This window comes from Paenibacillus sp. RRE4, from assembly GCF_031844205.1.
Lineage (GTDB): Bacteria > Bacillota > Bacilli > Paenibacillales > Paenibacillaceae > Paenibacillus > Paenibacillus xylanexedens_B.
Genome location: NZ_JAUZUT010000001.1, coordinates 2,687,882 through 2,705,043 on the forward strand (window position 1 = coordinate 2,687,882; position 17,162 = coordinate 2,705,043).

14 protein-coding genes are annotated in these 17,162 nt (G+C 43.7%); 2 read left to right on the top strand and 12 right to left on the bottom strand.

Annotated features, from left to right (window positions below; translation table 11 throughout):
• Positions 1-2: 2 nt before the first annotated feature.
• The 5 genes from licT (Q9R46_RS12090) to Q9R46_RS12110 all read right to left on the bottom strand — a co-directional run bounded on the left by licT (Q9R46_RS12090) (position 3) and on the right by Q9R46_RS12110 (position 6,051).
• Positions 3-842, bottom strand: a complete 840-nt coding sequence (gene licT, locus Q9R46_RS12090; RefSeq protein WP_311280221.1) for a BglG family transcription antiterminator LicT — start codon at positions 840-842, stop codon at positions 3-5.
• A gap of 155 nt (positions 843-997) precedes the next feature.
• Complete coding sequence (locus Q9R46_RS12095; RefSeq protein WP_311280222.1) at positions 998-1,303, bottom strand: hypothetical protein; 306 nt, start codon at positions 1,301-1,303, stop codon at positions 998-1,000.
• 75 nt (positions 1,304-1,378) lie between these two features.
• Positions 1,379-1,939, bottom strand: coding sequence for an AAA family ATPase (locus Q9R46_RS12100; protein ID WP_154957495.1), 561 nt, complete (start codon positions 1,937-1,939; stop codon positions 1,379-1,381).
• Positions 1,940-2,145: 206 nt separating this feature from the next.
• Positions 2,146-3,234 carry an acyltransferase gene (locus tag Q9R46_RS12105; RefSeq protein WP_311280223.1) on the bottom strand — a complete coding sequence of 363 codons (1,089 nt, stop codon included), beginning with the start codon at positions 3,232-3,234 and terminating at the stop codon, positions 2,146-2,148.
• A gap of 126 nt (positions 3,235-3,360) precedes the next feature.
• Entirely contained in the window at positions 3,361-6,051 is a 2,691-nt protein-coding gene (locus tag Q9R46_RS12110; protein WP_311280224.1) for a family 78 glycoside hydrolase catalytic domain, read from the bottom strand.
• A 137-nt stretch (positions 6,052-6,188) separates the two neighbouring features.
• Here Q9R46_RS12110 and Q9R46_RS12115 point away from each other — a divergent pair, with 137 nt between their 5' ends.
• A complete protein-coding gene (locus tag Q9R46_RS12115; RefSeq protein WP_311280225.1) occupies positions 6,189-7,070 on the top strand; it encodes a helix-turn-helix domain-containing protein in 882 nt (293 codons plus the stop codon).
• Between the two features lie 34 nt (positions 7,071-7,104).
• On the opposite strand, the gene Q9R46_RS12120 is transcribed toward Q9R46_RS12115, so the two are convergent.
• The 4 genes from Q9R46_RS12120 to licT (Q9R46_RS12135) form a co-directional block, all read right to left on the bottom strand.
• Positions 7,105-7,677: a 5' nucleotidase, NT5C type gene (locus Q9R46_RS12120; protein WP_311280226.1), complete on the bottom strand. Its 573-nt coding sequence runs from the start codon at positions 7,675-7,677 to the stop codon at positions 7,105-7,107.
• Positions 7,678-7,814: 137 nt separating this feature from the next.
• The gene (locus tag Q9R46_RS12125) at positions 7,815-9,278 is read right to left on the bottom strand and encodes a glycoside hydrolase family 1 protein (protein ID WP_311280227.1); all 1,464 of its coding nucleotides are present in this window, start codon (positions 9,276-9,278) and stop codon (positions 7,815-7,817) included.
• A gap of 16 nt (positions 9,279-9,294) precedes the next feature.
• The gene (locus tag Q9R46_RS12130) at positions 9,295-11,220 is read right to left on the bottom strand and encodes a beta-glucoside-specific PTS transporter subunit IIABC (protein WP_311280228.1); all 1,926 of its coding nucleotides are present in this window, start codon (positions 11,218-11,220) and stop codon (positions 9,295-9,297) included.
• Positions 11,221-11,417: 197 nt separating this feature from the next.
• The gene (gene licT, locus Q9R46_RS12135; protein ID WP_311280229.1) at positions 11,418-12,260 is read right to left on the bottom strand and encodes a BglG family transcription antiterminator LicT; all 843 of its coding nucleotides are present in this window, start codon (positions 12,258-12,260) and stop codon (positions 11,418-11,420) included.
• Positions 12,261-12,528: 268 nt separating this feature from the next.
• Between licT (Q9R46_RS12135) and Q9R46_RS12140 the strand changes: the two genes are divergently transcribed.
• The gene (locus Q9R46_RS12140; protein WP_311280230.1) at positions 12,529-13,545 is read left to right on the top strand and encodes a hypothetical protein; all 1,017 of its coding nucleotides are present in this window, start codon (positions 12,529-12,531) and stop codon (positions 13,543-13,545) included.
• 72 nt (positions 13,546-13,617) lie between these two features.
• On the opposite strand, the gene Q9R46_RS12145 is transcribed toward Q9R46_RS12140, so the two are convergent.
• The 3 genes from Q9R46_RS12145 to fsa form a co-directional block, all read right to left on the bottom strand.
• A complete protein-coding gene (locus Q9R46_RS12145) occupies positions 13,618-14,721 on the bottom strand; it encodes a metallophosphoesterase (RefSeq protein ID WP_311281018.1) in 1,104 nt (367 codons plus the stop codon).
• Positions 14,722-15,000: 279 nt separating this feature from the next.
• Positions 15,001-16,419: an NADP-dependent phosphogluconate dehydrogenase gene (gene gndA / locus Q9R46_RS12150; protein ID WP_311280231.1), complete on the bottom strand. Its 1,419-nt coding sequence runs from the start codon at positions 16,417-16,419 to the stop codon at positions 15,001-15,003.
• A gap of 66 nt (positions 16,420-16,485) precedes the next feature.
• The gene (gene fsa / locus Q9R46_RS12155; protein ID WP_090916923.1) at positions 16,486-17,151 is read right to left on the bottom strand and encodes a fructose-6-phosphate aldolase; all 666 of its coding nucleotides are present in this window, start codon (positions 17,149-17,151) and stop codon (positions 16,486-16,488) included.
• Positions 17,152-17,162: the final 11 nt, after the last annotated feature.

Genomic DNA, 17,162 nt, shown 5'->3' on the forward strand with positions numbered 1-17,162 from the left:
AATTACTCAGAGGTAGCGTTGACTACTCTCTCAATATGAATCGTTAAATACATCATTTCTTCGTCAGTCAGTTGATAGGTGTAGTTACTTTCAATAAATTTTTTGATTTTAACGGAACACTTGTATGCGTCCGGGTATTTTTTCTGAATCATCTGGAACAGTTCGTCATCATTGTTGCTCTTGTAATGCTTCCCTTTAACCATCCTTTGAGCGAAGTATTTTAGATGAGTAACGAAACGGGTATAGTTTAAGGCATTCTCGTCAAAATCCATTTTGAAGTGATATTTGATCACGGTGAGAATCTCCTGCATGACCTGCGTCATGCTACGGATATTCGGCATCTCTTCGTTAAGTGCTGCATTCACAAAATGCAATGCCATAAATCCGGCCTCATCCTCCGGCAAAAGCACCCCAAATTGATCACAGATCATATTTAAAGCTTCAAGTCCTACTTCATACTCGTCCTTATACAACTGCTTGGTCTCCCATAACAACCCATTGCGAATTGGAAGATTGTTACGATAGCGCTCGATGGCAAAGTGAATGTGATCCGTCAGATGCAGATAGATGCTCTCGTTTAACTTCTTTCCGAGCTTCAGCTTGGCATAAGCAATAATTTCTTCGGACACTTTCATATATTCAAGCGGAATACTGGAAATTAGTGCCTTAAAGTTTTCCTGCATATCTTCATTCTGTAAAGTAAAGATCTTGTCAACATGCTGGTCAGAGATCAGATCACCCGCCTTTTTTTGAAAAGCGATACCCCGGCCAATAACAATAACTTCCTGTTCATCTTTGATGGCGACTACCGCATTATTGTTTAACACCTTCTCGATTCTCACTTCATCACTCCAATATACAGAAAAAGGCAAACCATACCTGCGACTTAAGGTTACTGGACATGCCCTTATCTCTTCAATGTGAACTATATGTGCGTTCATGGTATTACATTTCACTGTTTTATGCAACTAAAAAACGCTAACGGCCTGGATTGGGATTATGTTTTTTTATGTTTGCTGTCCCGCTCCAATTCCGCCTCAATCTTACGATTAATAACCTCCATTCTCTCGGATGAGATTTGATCTATATCTTTGTATGCCTGATCCGCCTCGTAATCTTCTGACTCTTCTTTAGTCATTAATTTCAGATGATTTTTGATCGTCTGTATATCTTGACGCATATACATCGTCTGCCTGTATTGATCAATAACAACGGCAAAGACGATACCTCCAACGATGATTGGGCCATAAGGAAACATAATACACAAAACAATGCCTACCAATACAAGCATTAAGAAATACATTCGTATCCTCCTGTTTAGTAGAGTATTTCAACCTTAGTATGAATATTCTTAAACAAGCTGGTCAGTTGTATTAAACTACAAATTAAAGTGTTGCCGAATCCATTGCGCCGATTGCTCAGCACTTTGATTTGTATTATCTATTCGAAGATAATGCTCATGTTTAACTTCTCCCGGTTCGGAATTTAATCGGTATTTTCTCATAGAATGCAATAATTCTCCCTCAGACCAAGCAATGTCTCTTTTGGTTGGTTTATGAAGTAAACGATTGGAGCTTTTGTTCCGTTCCAGTCGTTCTGCAACGTTCGCTTCTAGTTCTACATAACATACTTCCGCACCTTGGGAAACAAACATGTCGGTAAGATGACGAATATAGGCATGATCTTGCTCCACGTCAAAAGCCCATACAAAAGTAAAAATAAGACCCGGGAGCTCACTCTGAGCAACCGCACGAAAGATCTCCTCCCGAAACAATCCTACAAGTCTCTTCCCCTCTGAAGTGCTATAGCTAAAATAGGGGGATACAAGATCGATCGTCATATGATTATGAAACAGCTTCAGATCGGTGATCTTCTCCAGTTCCTGTCCAACGGTCATTTTACCAACTGCTTGCGGTCCAAAGATAATAATTAGTTTCATTAGTTTCCTCCACCTAAATGTAATCGGATGTGAATCCTTAAACAGTATATATTTAATCTATTTTTCCATTCATTTCTTTTTAAGGGTATTCTATCATCATACCTTTCTTGTAATAAATAAAAAAGAGATTTCAAAATCTCCTTGTTAAAAGGGATTGAAATCTCTTTGTACTTTTCCACATATTTTATTAAAAAATGAACGTATCATTACCGTCCGATGAGAACCCATCCCCATTTTAGTCGGCGTAGTCCCACCGCACAGAGCCATGAAAGCAACAATGATGCGATAAATGATAACACAACGCCTAGGCTGAAGTGACGGGCAAAATCGTCGGTGAGCACAAGTCTCCAGATCATCAAAACTAAAGGATGAATTAAAAAGATTCCAAATGCAACTGTGCCCAGAGAGTCTGTGAAGCGTGACACTTTATATTCGCTCCTGCGGCCTCTCGTACCCACTTTCTCACTCAAAACCAAGAGCACGAGACAAGCAGAAAGTGTAAATATATTTCGTACAATAAACAACACACTGTACATCAAAACCGGCCATTCGATTAACGTTGTTTTAATGATGCCAGAGGCGTACATCGAAATCGCTGCTCCGCTTATAAGTGCAACCAGCAGCACATAACGCAGGCGCATCATTTTATTCATCAACCATTCGAAGTTCAGTCCCATCCATGCTCCAAACCCGATCACTATCAAATAACTGGGTAACAGACTGCCTGTTCGTTCGAAGTCAAACTTTACATTCAATACGTAAAACAGCCCTTGCGCTGCAATAAAATACAAAGGTAAATATTTTCTAAACCATGGTTTCCTTGTTAAATATAATATCCATGGAAAAACGATATAGAACTGGAGAATAATCAGAAAAAAGTACAAATGTGTATGAGCGGTCCCAAGGGTTAATTGCTTTACAAACTGAACACTGTATGCTAATGGTTCCTTTCCTGCAATCAACTTCTTGATGACAAAATAGATTAGAGACCAAGCAACGTACGGTACAAATATATAAAATAATCGCTTCTTGTAAAAAGAAGCCATCCAGCCCTTCTCGTTTAGCTTGGCACTATAGTTATAGAACAAAACCAGTGAAGATAAAAACAAAAAAGCCGGAACTGCAAATTGCAAAAATGTATTCCAAAAATAAAACAGATCATGATCCCATGTATTTTTGGGATAATGCGCAACAGCAGTTGATGTTGCATGGATCGCTACAACTGCCATAATCGCGATAGCACGATAGAGATCGAGATACTCTATGCGCCGGGGGCGATTAACCGGTTGACTCATACTTGTAACCTCACTTGTGTCTGATAATAGAAAGATAGTCTCCGGCAATTCAGATTCCAAATCTTATTTTAATCAGCTAGCGAGGAGATTACAATCTTAATTTATAGTATATTCAATAAACAAGGTTTAGCTACATTCACTATCTTCAGTAAACATCCTGTAGGTGAATCGATATTTCCCAGAGCCTACAGTCATAGCTACATCTGTGCCTGATTTGTTTAAAAATACATAATCAGCAGATTGATGAATCAGGCTGCCGTTCTCCCTAATCGTTTGACGATCGGCATGTGGCAGAAGTACCTCCGCTCTAGTATTGGCAGGAACCTGAACACAGAGTTCCATTATCCCATGTGTCTGTCGACGCCAACTAGACTTTACTTGGCCATACATACTCTCAAAACTAGCCTCTGCCCATTCCAGTCCCGGACCTGGATATGGCTTGATATGAACCTTCTTAAATCCGGGTTGCTTTTCATCAGGCTGAATACCTGCCACATAACGATACAACCATTCTCCTATAGCACCATAGGCATAATGATTAAACGAGTTCATATCAGCACTCCACAGGCTCCCATCCTCTCTCATGCCATCCCAATGCTCCCACACGGTTGTTGCTCCCTGCGTCACCTGGTATAGCCACGACGGATAATCCTCCTGCAACAATAATTCATAGGCCAGATCATTTCTGCCCATATCACTTAATACCGGATTCAAATAAGGTGTTCCCACAAAGCCGGTTGTAAGATGATTTTGTGTTTCTTTTAATAGTTCAGTCAATTGCGTAGCAGCACGAGTACGAGCAGATGTCTCCAACAGTTCAAACTGTAAGGCAAGTACATGCGCTGTTTGCGTTGGAACTGCGAGTCTGCCTGCAGGAGTGACATATTCATCTTGGAATGCCTTGACAATATTACGATGTAGCTCATCATAAACCTTAACATCTTCCAATTTACCGAGTGCAGCCGCAGCTTTACGAGTCAATGAAACGGAGTATGCATAAAATGCAGTTGCGACATAATGAATGTCCGTCGCCCCAACGTAACTGCCTGGCTTGGAATCCAGTGCAAGCCAATCCCCGAAATGAAACCCTGTATTCCAGAGGAAAACATTCTCTCCCTGATCATAAATATACGCAATCCATCTCTGCATACTTTCATATTGCTCCTTAAGCAATCGCACGTCCCCATACATTTCGTACATGACCCATGGACAGATCACCGCCGCATCTCCCCAGGCAGACGAGGAATGACTTGTCTCTCCCCAGCCTTCAGAGGTTGAGTTTCTCAGGTCCGGAACAAAAAACGGCACGCCCCCGTCTTTCCCTTGCTCTGCTCGCAAATCCCGAAGCCACTTCGTAAAGAAGGGGGCTGTATTCATCAGATAAGCAGAGGTTCTTATGAACATCTGTGCATCCCCTGTCCATCCCAGCCGTTCATCCCGCTGTGGACAATCTGTGGGGACATCAACAAAGTTCCCTTTTTGTCCCCATAAAATATTGTGATGGAGTTGATTAACCAACGGGCTGGAGCAGGAGAAGTGGCCAGTGCGTTCCATGCTGGAATGGAGGACAACTCCTGTAAACTGATCTAAAACAACCTCTTCCGGGAACCCGATTAATTTTACATAGCGGAATCCTTGAAAAGTAAAATGAGGCTCATATGTCTCCATCCCACCTCCTTTGAGGGTGTAATGTATCCTTTGTTTGGCAGAACGAAGATTATCGATATAAAAATTCCCCTTGTGATCCAATATTTCGGCATGGTGCAGTTCAACCGTCCGCCCTGCATCCCCCTCGATGCTGAATCTCACCCAGCCTACCATGTTCTGTCCCATATCGAGTACCCGATCTCCTTGCGGTGTTGTCAGTAAAGCTATGGGCTGTAGTTGCTCCATCTGCATGACAGGTACATTCTCTTGCGCGACGATGATGTCCTTCGGATAGGAAAGGACCTGAGCAGGTAACCATGCACCTTGAGATTGGTCTCCCCAGTCGCTCTCCATACGCGCATCATAGGTTTCCCCCATATAAATGTCTGACATGCGAATGGCACTTGGTGCAGTAGACCACTCTTCATTCGAGCTGATGATCTCCTCCGAGCCATCAACATATCGAATATGAAGCTCCATCAGTAAAGCAGATGTAGAACCGTAATTCTCTCGTTCAATCTTCCAACCAAGATGTCCCAGGTACCAGCCGTCTCCAAGATAGGCTCCAAGCACATTTTCTCCATTCTTAAGCTGATGGGTCACCTCATAAGTCTGATATTGCAAACGCTTACTATAAGTCGTCCAACCTGGCGTAAAATAATCCTCACCTACCCGGGTATGATTCAAATGTAACTCGTACATTCCAAGTGCCGTAGCATAAATGGTTGCACGGAGAACAGGTTTCACAATCTGAAAGAATCTTCTCATGCGTGGACAGGATGAATCAGGTTCACCAGATATGCTGGCTGTAATCCACTTTCCGGTCCAATCGGTGCTGAGTTCCATGCGTCCCATCTCAAAATAAGCGAAATCAGACCATCCTGAGGAATTTTCAAATGTATCCCAAACCTGAACCCGGTAAAAATAACGCGTTCGAGCAGCAGGTTGAAAACCTTCGAGCTCGACATGAACAGACTGATCTGATGTCAGCTCTTGTGAATCCCATATGATAACTGCAAAATCGGGTGTATGAGATAACTGAACCTGATAAGACGCCTGTATACAGTTCCTACGATCTGATTCCAACTTCCAACTAAGTCGGGGTGACTTGACATCCAAACCAATTGGATTCAACCGATATTCACACCGAAGGTCACTTATCTTTAACATGTTGTGTTCATCCTCTCCATCATGGCTTCCTAAGGTAGGTTACGATATAATTATATCGATTCCAGGGTGTGAATTATCCGGTAAAACGGACTCTTTTACCCCCCTATACAGCCATCTGTGAGAAGGAGAAACGGTGTATGAAAAGGTCTGTAGAACTATTGAAAAGCGAAGCATTCCTGAACCGCCCACTACAGTTATTCGTTAATCGCTGCTTTGAGAACTTTGTAATGCCCTTTCACACCCATGATTTCGTTGAATACAGCTATGTTGCCGAAGGTAGTGGGTTTCACCACATCGGTGAAGATATTGTACCTGTCAACAAGGGCATGTTATTTGTCATTCCTATCGGAATCCCTCACGTCTTCCGCCCCGTGAGTACAGATGCAACAAAAACCCCCTTGGTCATCTATAACTGCTTGTTTAACGCTGAATTAATACAGTCTTTGAGACATATTCTTCGGGATGAGGACATCGTGCAACATCTGATGGACCTTGAGCAAAATAGGCAGAAGTATATCTCCGTCACAGATCATACAGGACGTTTGGAAGAATTAATGCATCAGTTATACCGTGAATTCTCCGTTCCCGAACCAGGTTCACTTGCGATGTTAGACACACTGGTTAGCCAATTAATTATCATGACTTACAGACAGGATCAACAGAAGAAGTGTATGGACTCCACTCCACATCCCCCTATGTTTCATGACATGGAAGCCATTCTTCATTACCTCAGACAACATCTCGGCGAACGTATCCTCATGAGTGATTTGGTTCAGTTATCGCGGTGGAGTGAGAAAAAGATTGGAAGAATGTTCGTCCGTTATACCGGGCAGACATTTAGATCCTATGTACAACATCTACGCATTCAAAAAAGTTGTGAGCTGTTAAAGCGATCGGACCATAAAGTGGGTATGATTGCTGAAATGGTTGGCTATCAGGATATGGATTCCTTTCATGCTACCTTCAAAAAAATAACGGGGGATAGCCCGCTAGCCTATCGCAAAAAATCCAGAGTATGACTTCTGCTCTGGATTACGGTAGTATTTTTTAATATTAAATATGAAGGCCCGAAGGCTGCAACATCTCATCGATATACAGCTTCGCTTCTTTCCAGGAAGACATTTGAGGAAAGGCATACTGCTCACGATGTTTTTTGTTCCAAGGGTGGGGAATGCAGATTACTTTCCGACCACTTTCCATTGCTGGAATCAGGTTATGCGGCCCGTCATCGATTAAAAGATCGAATGTGAGCAAGTTTTTCCTTTTGCACGTAATAAATTGCTCTAGCTTGATAAACGGCATATGCATCTGTAGCCAATTCCACTTCTCGTTGACCGTTCTCGGTTCCGCTGCTGTAACAATAATGAGATCGTATTCTTCGTTTAACTTCTGCATCTCTTCTACGACATACTCGTCATATAATTCCAATTCTTCAAACAGACCAGGACGCCCGTAAAACACCTCATGGGTACTATCAGGGTGACGCAAGTGCGTTGTGTCCCAATCGACCATATCCTCATATTGGAGCAGGTGTGTCGGGAAGCTCCTGTTGTTATGGTAGATGGCCCGCTTCACCAGTTGGCAAATGGTGTCATCCATATCTACAGCGATAATCGGTTTTCTCATGTTCATTCCTCCCTGATACGAACACAGTATATCATCTCATCCGGGATTCAGTCATTCATTTTCATAGGAACAATGATAAAAGGCTTTGCTCCGTAGCAACATTCTACGAAGCAAAGCCCGTTACGTTCATATCAGGATCAATCCAGATCCTTACCGTTAGAAGCAATTACTTTTTTATACCAACCAAAACTTTTTTTCTTATACCGGTTCAATGTCCCTTGTCCGTTATCATCCTGGTCCACATAGATTACACCATAACGTTTGGACATTTCCGAGGTAGATGCACTGATAATATCAATGGCCCCCCAGTTCGTGTATCCCATCAGTTCTACACCGTCCATGACCGCTTCCTTCATCTGTGTGATATGTTTACAGAGGTAATCGATTCGGTAATCATCTTGAATGGAACCGTCCTTCTCTACCTTATCTTTCGCGCCGAGCCCGTTTTCAACAACGAACAACGGCAATTGATAACGATCATACAGCTCCTTCAGTGCAATACGCAGTCCAACCGGATCTAGCTGCCACCCCCATTCTGTGCGTTCCAGATTCGGGTTTTTGATGGTACTGTACAAGTTGCCGCCTGTAACCCCGTAATCCTCGGGATTCACCGCAGAGACCAGCGAAGTATAATAACTGAATGAGATAAAATCTACTGTGTGCTCACGTAATATTTGCTCGTCTCCAGGCTCCATGACCACGTTAATTCCATGATCTGACCAGTAACGAGCCATAAACGCAGGATAACTGCCGCGAACTTGTACATCCGTATGCAGCAGGTTGAGTTGATTGTCGATTTGAGCTTGTAGCACATCTTCCGGATTGGACGTCGCCGGGTAATGGATCATACGGGCCAGCATACATCCAATCTGGAACTCCGGGTTAATCTGACGTGCTCTCTCAGTCACCAAACTACTGGCTACAAACTGATGATGAAGCGCCTGATAGGACGCCTGCATAACGTTATCCACCCGATCCTCAATGATGCCACCACCTGTAAACGGCTCAATAATCGTCGTGTTGATCTCGTTGAACGTCAGCCAGTATCTCACCTTATCCTTGTACCTAGTCATGACGGTTTCCGCATATCTCACAAAATGCCCAATAACCTCACGGCTTGTCCAACCGTTATATTTTAGTACAAGTGACATTGGCATCTCGTAATGTGAGAGGGTTACCAGTGGCTCAATATTGTATTTCCGAAGCTCGGCGAACACCTCATCATAAAAACGAAGTCCTTCTTCGTTTGGCTGCTCATCATAACCGTTCGGGAAAATACGCGGCCAGTTAATGGACAGACGGAATGTCTTGAAGCCAAGCTCGGCAAACAGGGCAATATCTTCTCTGAAACGGCGATAAAAATCAATACCGTACCTTTTCGGATAACCTTCCGCACTGTGATGTGCCATCGCCTTCTCTACCTTGGCAGTTGTGACATGCATCAATTCCCGCAGATTCGTGTAGTCCTTCTTCTCAAAATAAGGAACCATGTCTGCCGTAGACCATCCCTTACCGCCGACATCAAACGCCCCTTCGGCCTGGTTGGCAGCAATAGCGCCGCCCCACAGAAAACCTTCGGGAAAACCTTGTCGATAGTTCATATCCATCTCTCCTTGTTTACAGATTCGCTTTTAGAACCTTCTCACCCATTTTGATATCTCCCAGCAGTACGGGAGTAATCTCTTGATAATCTGCTGTATTCGTCACAACCATGGCGGTTGTTATGTCATATTCCTTGGCAATCTCATCCAGTTCAAAGGTTAGCAATAAATCACCAGCTTTTACGCGAGTCCCCGTTGTTACATGGGCTTCGAAATGTTGCCCACGCAACTTCACCGTGTTGATCCCAACATGAATGAGCAGCTCCATACCCTCATCACTGCGGACAACAATCGCATGTTTTGTTTTGAATATATTCATCACGGTGCCTGTAACCGGGGATACCAGTTCACCCAATGACGGAACAAACGCAACACCTTTTCCCATCAATTCATCACCAAAGGTTGGATCGTTTACTTCTTGTAGCGGAATGGATCTGCCTGTCATCGGCGCATAAGCGATAGCGTCTCCCGTTGGTGCAGGGGCACCAGGTTCTTCCACGTTAACAGCTGCTTGGACTTTAGTTGCCTTATCTGTTGTCACGTTAGCGTTAGACGCACCTGGCGTGAATTTGGCCAATTCCTCGGCATCCCCCTGCTCTTCTTTGATTCCGAAAAGGATCGAGACAATCGTACCAACAACAAATGCAATAATCATGCCCCCGAAGGAATACAGGAACGTTTGTCCAACAAGAGATGGAAGTCCGGGAAGTCCACCATTTCCTGCAAGTACATAGGCTTTGGCGCCAAAAGCCAAGGCAAAACCTCCACCTACTGCACTACCGATCATCGCAGCCGCAAATGGCTTTTTATATTTCATGTTAACCCCGTACATCGCCGGTTCGGTTACACCCATCAGAGCCGTGAAACTCGTTGAAAGAGCAACGGTTTTGAGTTTTTTATCTTTGGCGCGGAAGAATACACCAAGAGTTGCACCAGCCTGACCCATGTTAGAGATGAATGTCAGAGGCAGGAATTTATCAAAGCCGAGTGTCGCAATGTTACTCAAAATGATGGGTACAAGCGCATAATGCATACCTGTCATGATAATCAGTGCCATGGCACCGCCCAGTACGATACCAGCGATCAAGCCACCCTCGTTCAGCAGCCAGTTAATGCCACCGGACAATCCGTTACCCACAAATGTACCTAATGGACCAATCGCAATCAGAGTGACTGGAACCATGACTAGAAGCGTAATCAGCGGCACAAGCAAAAGCTTGAGCGCTGCGGGGATAATGCGATCCACCCATTTTTCAACATAAGACATCAACCATACCGCCAGCAAAATCGGGATAACGGATGAAGCATAGCTTACTGCTGTGACCGGAATGCCGAGAAACGCCACTGCTTCTCCGCTGGAGAGCAAGGCTCCCATGTCGGGATACATCAAAGCTGTACCCAGTGCAATCGCTACAAATGGATTACTGCCAAATTTGCGGGCAGCGCTAACTGCAATTAGCAGTGGCAAGTAATGGAACACACCGTCACCAATCGCGGACAGGATACGGTACGTATCTGTTCCAGCGGACATCCATTCCAGCGAAACGAACAGGGCCAGTAACCCTTTTAGCATACCTGCTGCTGTTATGGCCGGAAGCATGGGAGCAAATACACCTGCAATCGTTTCGAAGATGTTCAGGATCACATTTTTGCTTTTATCCGGTTTAGCTTGCTTGTTGTCTGCGTTTTGCTGAATGGACGGTTCTTCCTTCACCATCGCATCAAAAACGTTGGACACGTCATTACCGATAATGATCTGGAACTGATCCCCCGAAATGTTGGTGCCCATTACTTTATCCAGCTGTTTGAGCGCGCCGTTGTCGACTTTTTCATTGCTTTTCAGATCAAAGCGCAGCCGAGTGACACAGTGATACACGGAGTTGATATTTTCTTTTCCACCAACGGCTTTGATGATTTGCTGTGCCGTGTCTTGATGTTTCATCTTCATTTCCTCCTTATTTTCCCCATAAAAAATACCCGAACAAAAATACGCAGATGTACCTGCATACTTTCATTCGGGTATTGCCTGATTGAACAGTAACAAGCCCAGTGAATATGAAACTAAAAATGAAACGGAAATATGTGATGCTCAAACTGCACAATCTCATGAAGCTACCCATCATAGCGTTTAGGAAAAAGTCACGTTTCCCGTTTGGTTTTCATGAGACGCTCCAGATGCAGGGTAAGGTATAGTTGCTCCGAGTGAGTCATATCGTATTGATAGTTTTTATGGATAAATGTCTCGATTTTGCCGATACATTTGAACGTCTCCGGATAGTTTTTCCTTACCACCTCATACAGATACTCTTCCGCATCATCATGAGTCGAATGAGTAATAACTCGCTGACAGAAGTATTTCAGATGTGTGATAAAACGGAAGTAGTTCACGCTATCCTCATCCAGTTCGACATTAAAGTGATATTTGATAATGTTCATAATTTCCTGTAGCAACTGCATCAGATGTGTAACATCATTCATGGAGTCGTTGACTTCCGCATTGATGAAGTGCAGAGCAATGTTACATATTTCATCTTTAGGGAATTCGATATCCAGTCTTTCCTTTAGCAAGGTCAACGCTTCTTTGGCCACATCGTATTCTGCCTTATAGAAATGTTGCACTTCCCAGGAGAGCGGATTGCGCGTAATCATTCCCTTCTCCATACGCTGAACAGCAAAATGAATGTGGTCAGACAAGGAGACATAAATCCCGTCACTGATCGTTTTACTCAGCTGCGTTCGTGCCAGCGTTACGATGTCATCGGTTGCCTGTAGAATTTCAATCGGGACTTCAGCTACGATGGATTTGAATTTCTCATAAATCGATGTATCCTGAAGACGAAACACCTTTTCAATTCGCTCTTCGTCAATCTCATCGCCAGCTTTGAACTTAAATCCGATACCCCGGCCGAGGATCAGCAATTCCTGATTTTTGTCATCCACCGTGCTGACGATATTGTTATTAAATATCTGTTTAATAATCATAATGGACCCACCTGGTTTTTTTTGAGACATAAAAAAGGGCAAAACCAAAACAGAAATAATAAAAATCATTTCCATTGTGGTTTTGCCCGCTTTACCGGTAACAAGCCTCGGAAGTAGTTTAGCATAAGCTGAAAACGGTGTCAACTAAGAGCACAAGGTAAAAATATAGAGTATGCAACATTTTCCTTTTCATCCACGTTAATAGTGTATCCAATTACAAATAATTAATGCAATTACAATTACATTAACGTAACAGGAGGAATAACCCTTGAAAAAATTGGTCTCAATCACCGCAACGATCACTTCGATGTCACTATTATTATCCATGGCTCCTGCCGCTTGGGCAGAATCAAAACCTACTTCGGTCGTTCAGGATGTTTCAAATACGCTGAATCTGGATCAAAAAGTGACGAAACAATTAACCGATGCCATCACTGCACTGGCTGGAAAGCAAACCATTCAATTCGCATCGGCTGACACTGCATTTGAGGATTGGATTGTTAATAGTACATTAACTGGCGCAGCCGAGGCTGATGTCACTCAAAATTATAACTCCAAAAAGGCAAAAGTTACTTCTACCTTAATCTCTTATAAAGCCGATGATCTTAACAAAGTAATAGATCAAGCTTTGTACAACAAAATACAATCGTTCCTGAAGTCGTTTGATAAGGACAAAAAATTTAAAGCGGATGCCTTCTGGCGTGTTAAACAAGATGTAAACGACAGCGGACTCAAAAACTACTGGGTGATCTGGGGACATGACCAAAGTTTATACGTCGATGTGGATCATAACAACGAATTGTCAGCAAGCATTCAATATAACCTGAAAGATGCACGAGCTACGCTTACGAACAAAGCTCGAAACTCACTCAAAACCCTTGGCATTGCATCCGTTAAGGCATTTGATTATGCACTTCTTACCAAAGAAAACAAAGATACGCTCTGGATTTACAAGGATGACAGTAGTGTGAACTCTGTGCACATTGGAAGTAGCACCGGCAAAGTGTGGAAGGTAGATAACGAATTCGGCAAGGACTGGAACAATGATGCAGATTTCAAAAAGTCTTTTGCCAAACCTAAGCTAAGCAAAAGTAAAGCCCTCTCTGCCGCGGCTCCCAAAATAAAATCAATTTTTGGACTTCAGCTGAAAGGATATAGCGTTCGTATACAGGATAACCAGTACACCTTTACAAAAAAAGGAGCCACCACCCTCATCGGTAAAATCAATAAAAAAGGTGCTTTTTATTCGTTTGAAGCCATTCCTGTGAATGGAGTAAGGAACTAACGGTACGTTTTGTAGAAAAAAGCTTTGTAGGAAAAAGCAAAGAAGCCCCTTCTACCACGAAGGGGCTGTTTTTTATTGCGCAAAGGTCACGTTAATCTGCACAATCTCGGAACGACTGCTTGTCCGGATTGGCGGTCCCCAGAAACCGTATCCTGAGGTTACAATCGAGTGCATGGAGCCCTTTTGCAGATAACCCCAATCATTTTCATAGATTGCTTGTGTTATAAATTGAGCCGGAGCAATCTGTCCCCGGTGGGTATGGCCCGATACGACTAAATCTACTTTGTTCTTCTCGGCAATATCCAGATCGTACGGCTGATGATCCAGCATGATTACGGGCTGATTCAGATCTGTATTTTGCATAAGCGTTGCTACGTCTGCCCGATCTTCTTCCGTTCGGTCTTTCCGTCCGATCAACGTAATTTTGTTATCCAGTACGATCTTGTCGTCATACAGCACCTGCATATTGCTTTTTTCCAATGCGGCGATCAGATCCTGGATAGGTCCATCAAACTTGTCATGGTTCCCCAATGAAGCATATACGCCATAAGGAGCCTTGATTTCGCTAATGATGTCGGCAATGCCACTCTTCTCATACATCGCCAGATTGTCATCGATTAGGTCACCCGGATATAAAACAAGGTCTGGCTTGAGGGCGTTGATCTCCTCTACCATCCGTCTCGCATGAGCTGGACCAGATAACAATCCAAAATGCATATCCGCAGCCATGACAATATTCAGCTTGTCGATGCCTTCCACCTTTTTATCAATCTGAATGTTATATTGTCTGACGACTGGACTGTACGCGTTGAAAATTCCGTATCCCATTGTAGAGATAAGTAAAACCAGCGTAACCACACCCGCCCATTTATGAGCGTGATGTCTAGGAATTCGCGTCAAACGCAGAAGCCACAACGTCAGGTGTACTACAGGTAAGATGAGCAATAATAGCGAGAAAACCGCCAGCCAATAGGAACCGATGACACCGAGAAACGAAATACTGCCAAATATGCGTGCCAAAATAAAGGAAGCCGCTAGAAAAACCAGTGCTACGATATACAACCAGCGAAATCTGGTTGCCACTACGGGTTTCATCCAACTCCAGCCGCTCCAGCCTATGTAGAAGACTAATAATCCATATACGAGCAAAAACAAAATACCTACGAGTACAAACATGCCTGGCCTGACCCCCACCTTCAAAAAGTTATGTACTGCAATTTTAACGGATACAGTTCCGTCTGAACCAGTATAACGTAAATGGAGGTGTCTCAGCATCTTTTACAGACTCCAGATGGGTACATTTTATTACAATTTGATGATAATAAATTTTGAAGAGTCTCCGCCTCTTTATTATCAACCATACATACAGAAGTTGTGCCAAAATAAAAAACACCTCCGCAACCCTCCCCTGAGTAGACTCAAAAGGATTGTTGCAGAGGTGCTTATATTTAAAAATTACTCGTTGGTATCCATCCATTGGAAGTGGAATGAACCTTCTTTGTCCACACGTTGGAACGTGTGTGCGCCGAAGTAGTCACGTTGTGCTTGCAGCAAGTTTGCTGGCAAACGCTCTGTACGGTAGCTGTCGTAGTAAGACAATGCGCTGGAGAAGCCAGGTACCGGAATACCTTGTTTCACCGCAGCGGCTACCACTTCACGCCATGCATCCTGATAGGATTCCACGATGTTTTGGAAGTATGGATCAAGAAGCAGGTTTTTCAGGGCTGCATCTTTGTCGTATGCTTCCTTAATGTTTTGCAGGAACTGTGAACGGATAATGCAACCGCCGCGGAAGATCATCGCGATGTTGCCGTATTTCAGATCCCAGCCATATTCGTCGGATGCGGCACGCATCTGTGCGAAACCTTGAGCGTAGGATACGATTTTACTTGCGAACAGCGCTTTGCGCACGTTCTCGATGAATGCTTTTTTGTCACCGGAGAACGCTTCGGCCTTAGGTCCGTTCAAGATTTTGCTTGCAGCGATACGCTCGTCTTTCATCGCCGACAAGAAACGGGAGAATACGGATTCCGTAATCATGGACAATGGTACCCCTAGATCCAGCGCGCTTTGGCTTGTCCATTTGCCTGTTCCTTTTTGTCCAGCGGCATCCAGAATAACATCAACCATTGGTTTACCTGTTTCTGGATCGTATTTGGAGAAGATATCCGCTGTGATCTCAATCAGATAGCTGTCAAGTTCACCTTGGTTCCACTCTGTGAAGATTTCATGTAATTCTTCTACGGAAACGTTCAGTACGGATTTCAGCAAGTGGTACGCTTCACCAATCAACTGCATGTCACCATACTCGATGCCGTTATGCACCATTTTAACGTAGTGTCCCGCACCGTCAGGTCCGATATACGTGCTGCACGCATCATCGCCAACTTTGGCCGAAATCGCAGTCAGGATTGGTTCTACAAGCTCATATGCACTTTCCTGCCCCCCTGGCATAATTGCAGGGCCTTTCAGCGCGCCTTCCTCACCACCGGATACACCTGCACCGATGAAGCGGAAACCTTTGGCTTCCAGATCTTTGCTACGACGCTGTGTATCAGGGAAGTACGCATTACCGCCATCGATAATGATATCTCCTTGATCCAAATGAGGAAGCAATTGCTCAATAGTAGCATCGGTTGCTTTACCAGCTTGTACCATGATCAGAATTTTGCGTGGTGATTCCAAAGAAGCAACAAACTCTTCAATGGAAAACGTTCCGATCAGGTTTTTACCGTCTGCTTCTTTGAGAAGATCATGCGTTTTCTCTGGTGAGCGGTTAAATACCGATACCGAGAAACCTTTACTTTCAATATTAAAAGCTAGGTTTTTCCCCATTACTGCAAGTCCAATGACACCAATCTGTTGTTTACTCATTATGTCCTCCCGATGCTCCATGATTTATATATATATTTTGATAAACCTTTTCCACACGTAACGCTGTTATTGTACTGTTTTTTTCCAGTCTGCTGCAAATTTCTCCATCCCTTGATCTGTCAACGGGTGTTTGGAGATTTGTTCAATGACTGCAAATGGAACTGTTGCAATATGTGCTCCAGCCATCGCTACACGTGTAACGTGATCCGGATGTCTCACGGAAGCAGCGATGATCTGTGCATCCAGATTATGTGTGCGGAACAGTTCAGCTACTTTGGCTACCAGTTGTACGCCGTCTTCGGAGATATCGTCCAGACGCCCCAAGAATGGAGATACGTATGTTGCACCTGCACGAGCCGCAAGCAACGCCTGATTCACAGTGAAAATCAAAGTCACGTTTGTTTTTACACCTTTTTTGGTCAAGTAACGGCAAGCCTCCAGACCCGCAAGCGTCATTGGCAATTTAATCGTGATGTTTTTGTCATTGTTGTTGATTTTGATCAATTCGTTCGCTTGAGCAATCATTTCTTCAGCAGTCAGCGCATCTGGCGTTACTTCAGCGGAAACAGACTCCACTTCAGGCACAAGCTTCAGAATTTCTTCGATGCGGTCTTCGAACTTCACGCCTTCTTTGGCTACCAAGGAAGGGTTAGTTGTTACACCAGACAATACACCGATTTTGTATGCTTTTTGAATGTCTTCCACGTTAGCTGTATCGATAAAAAATTTCATGATTAGATAAC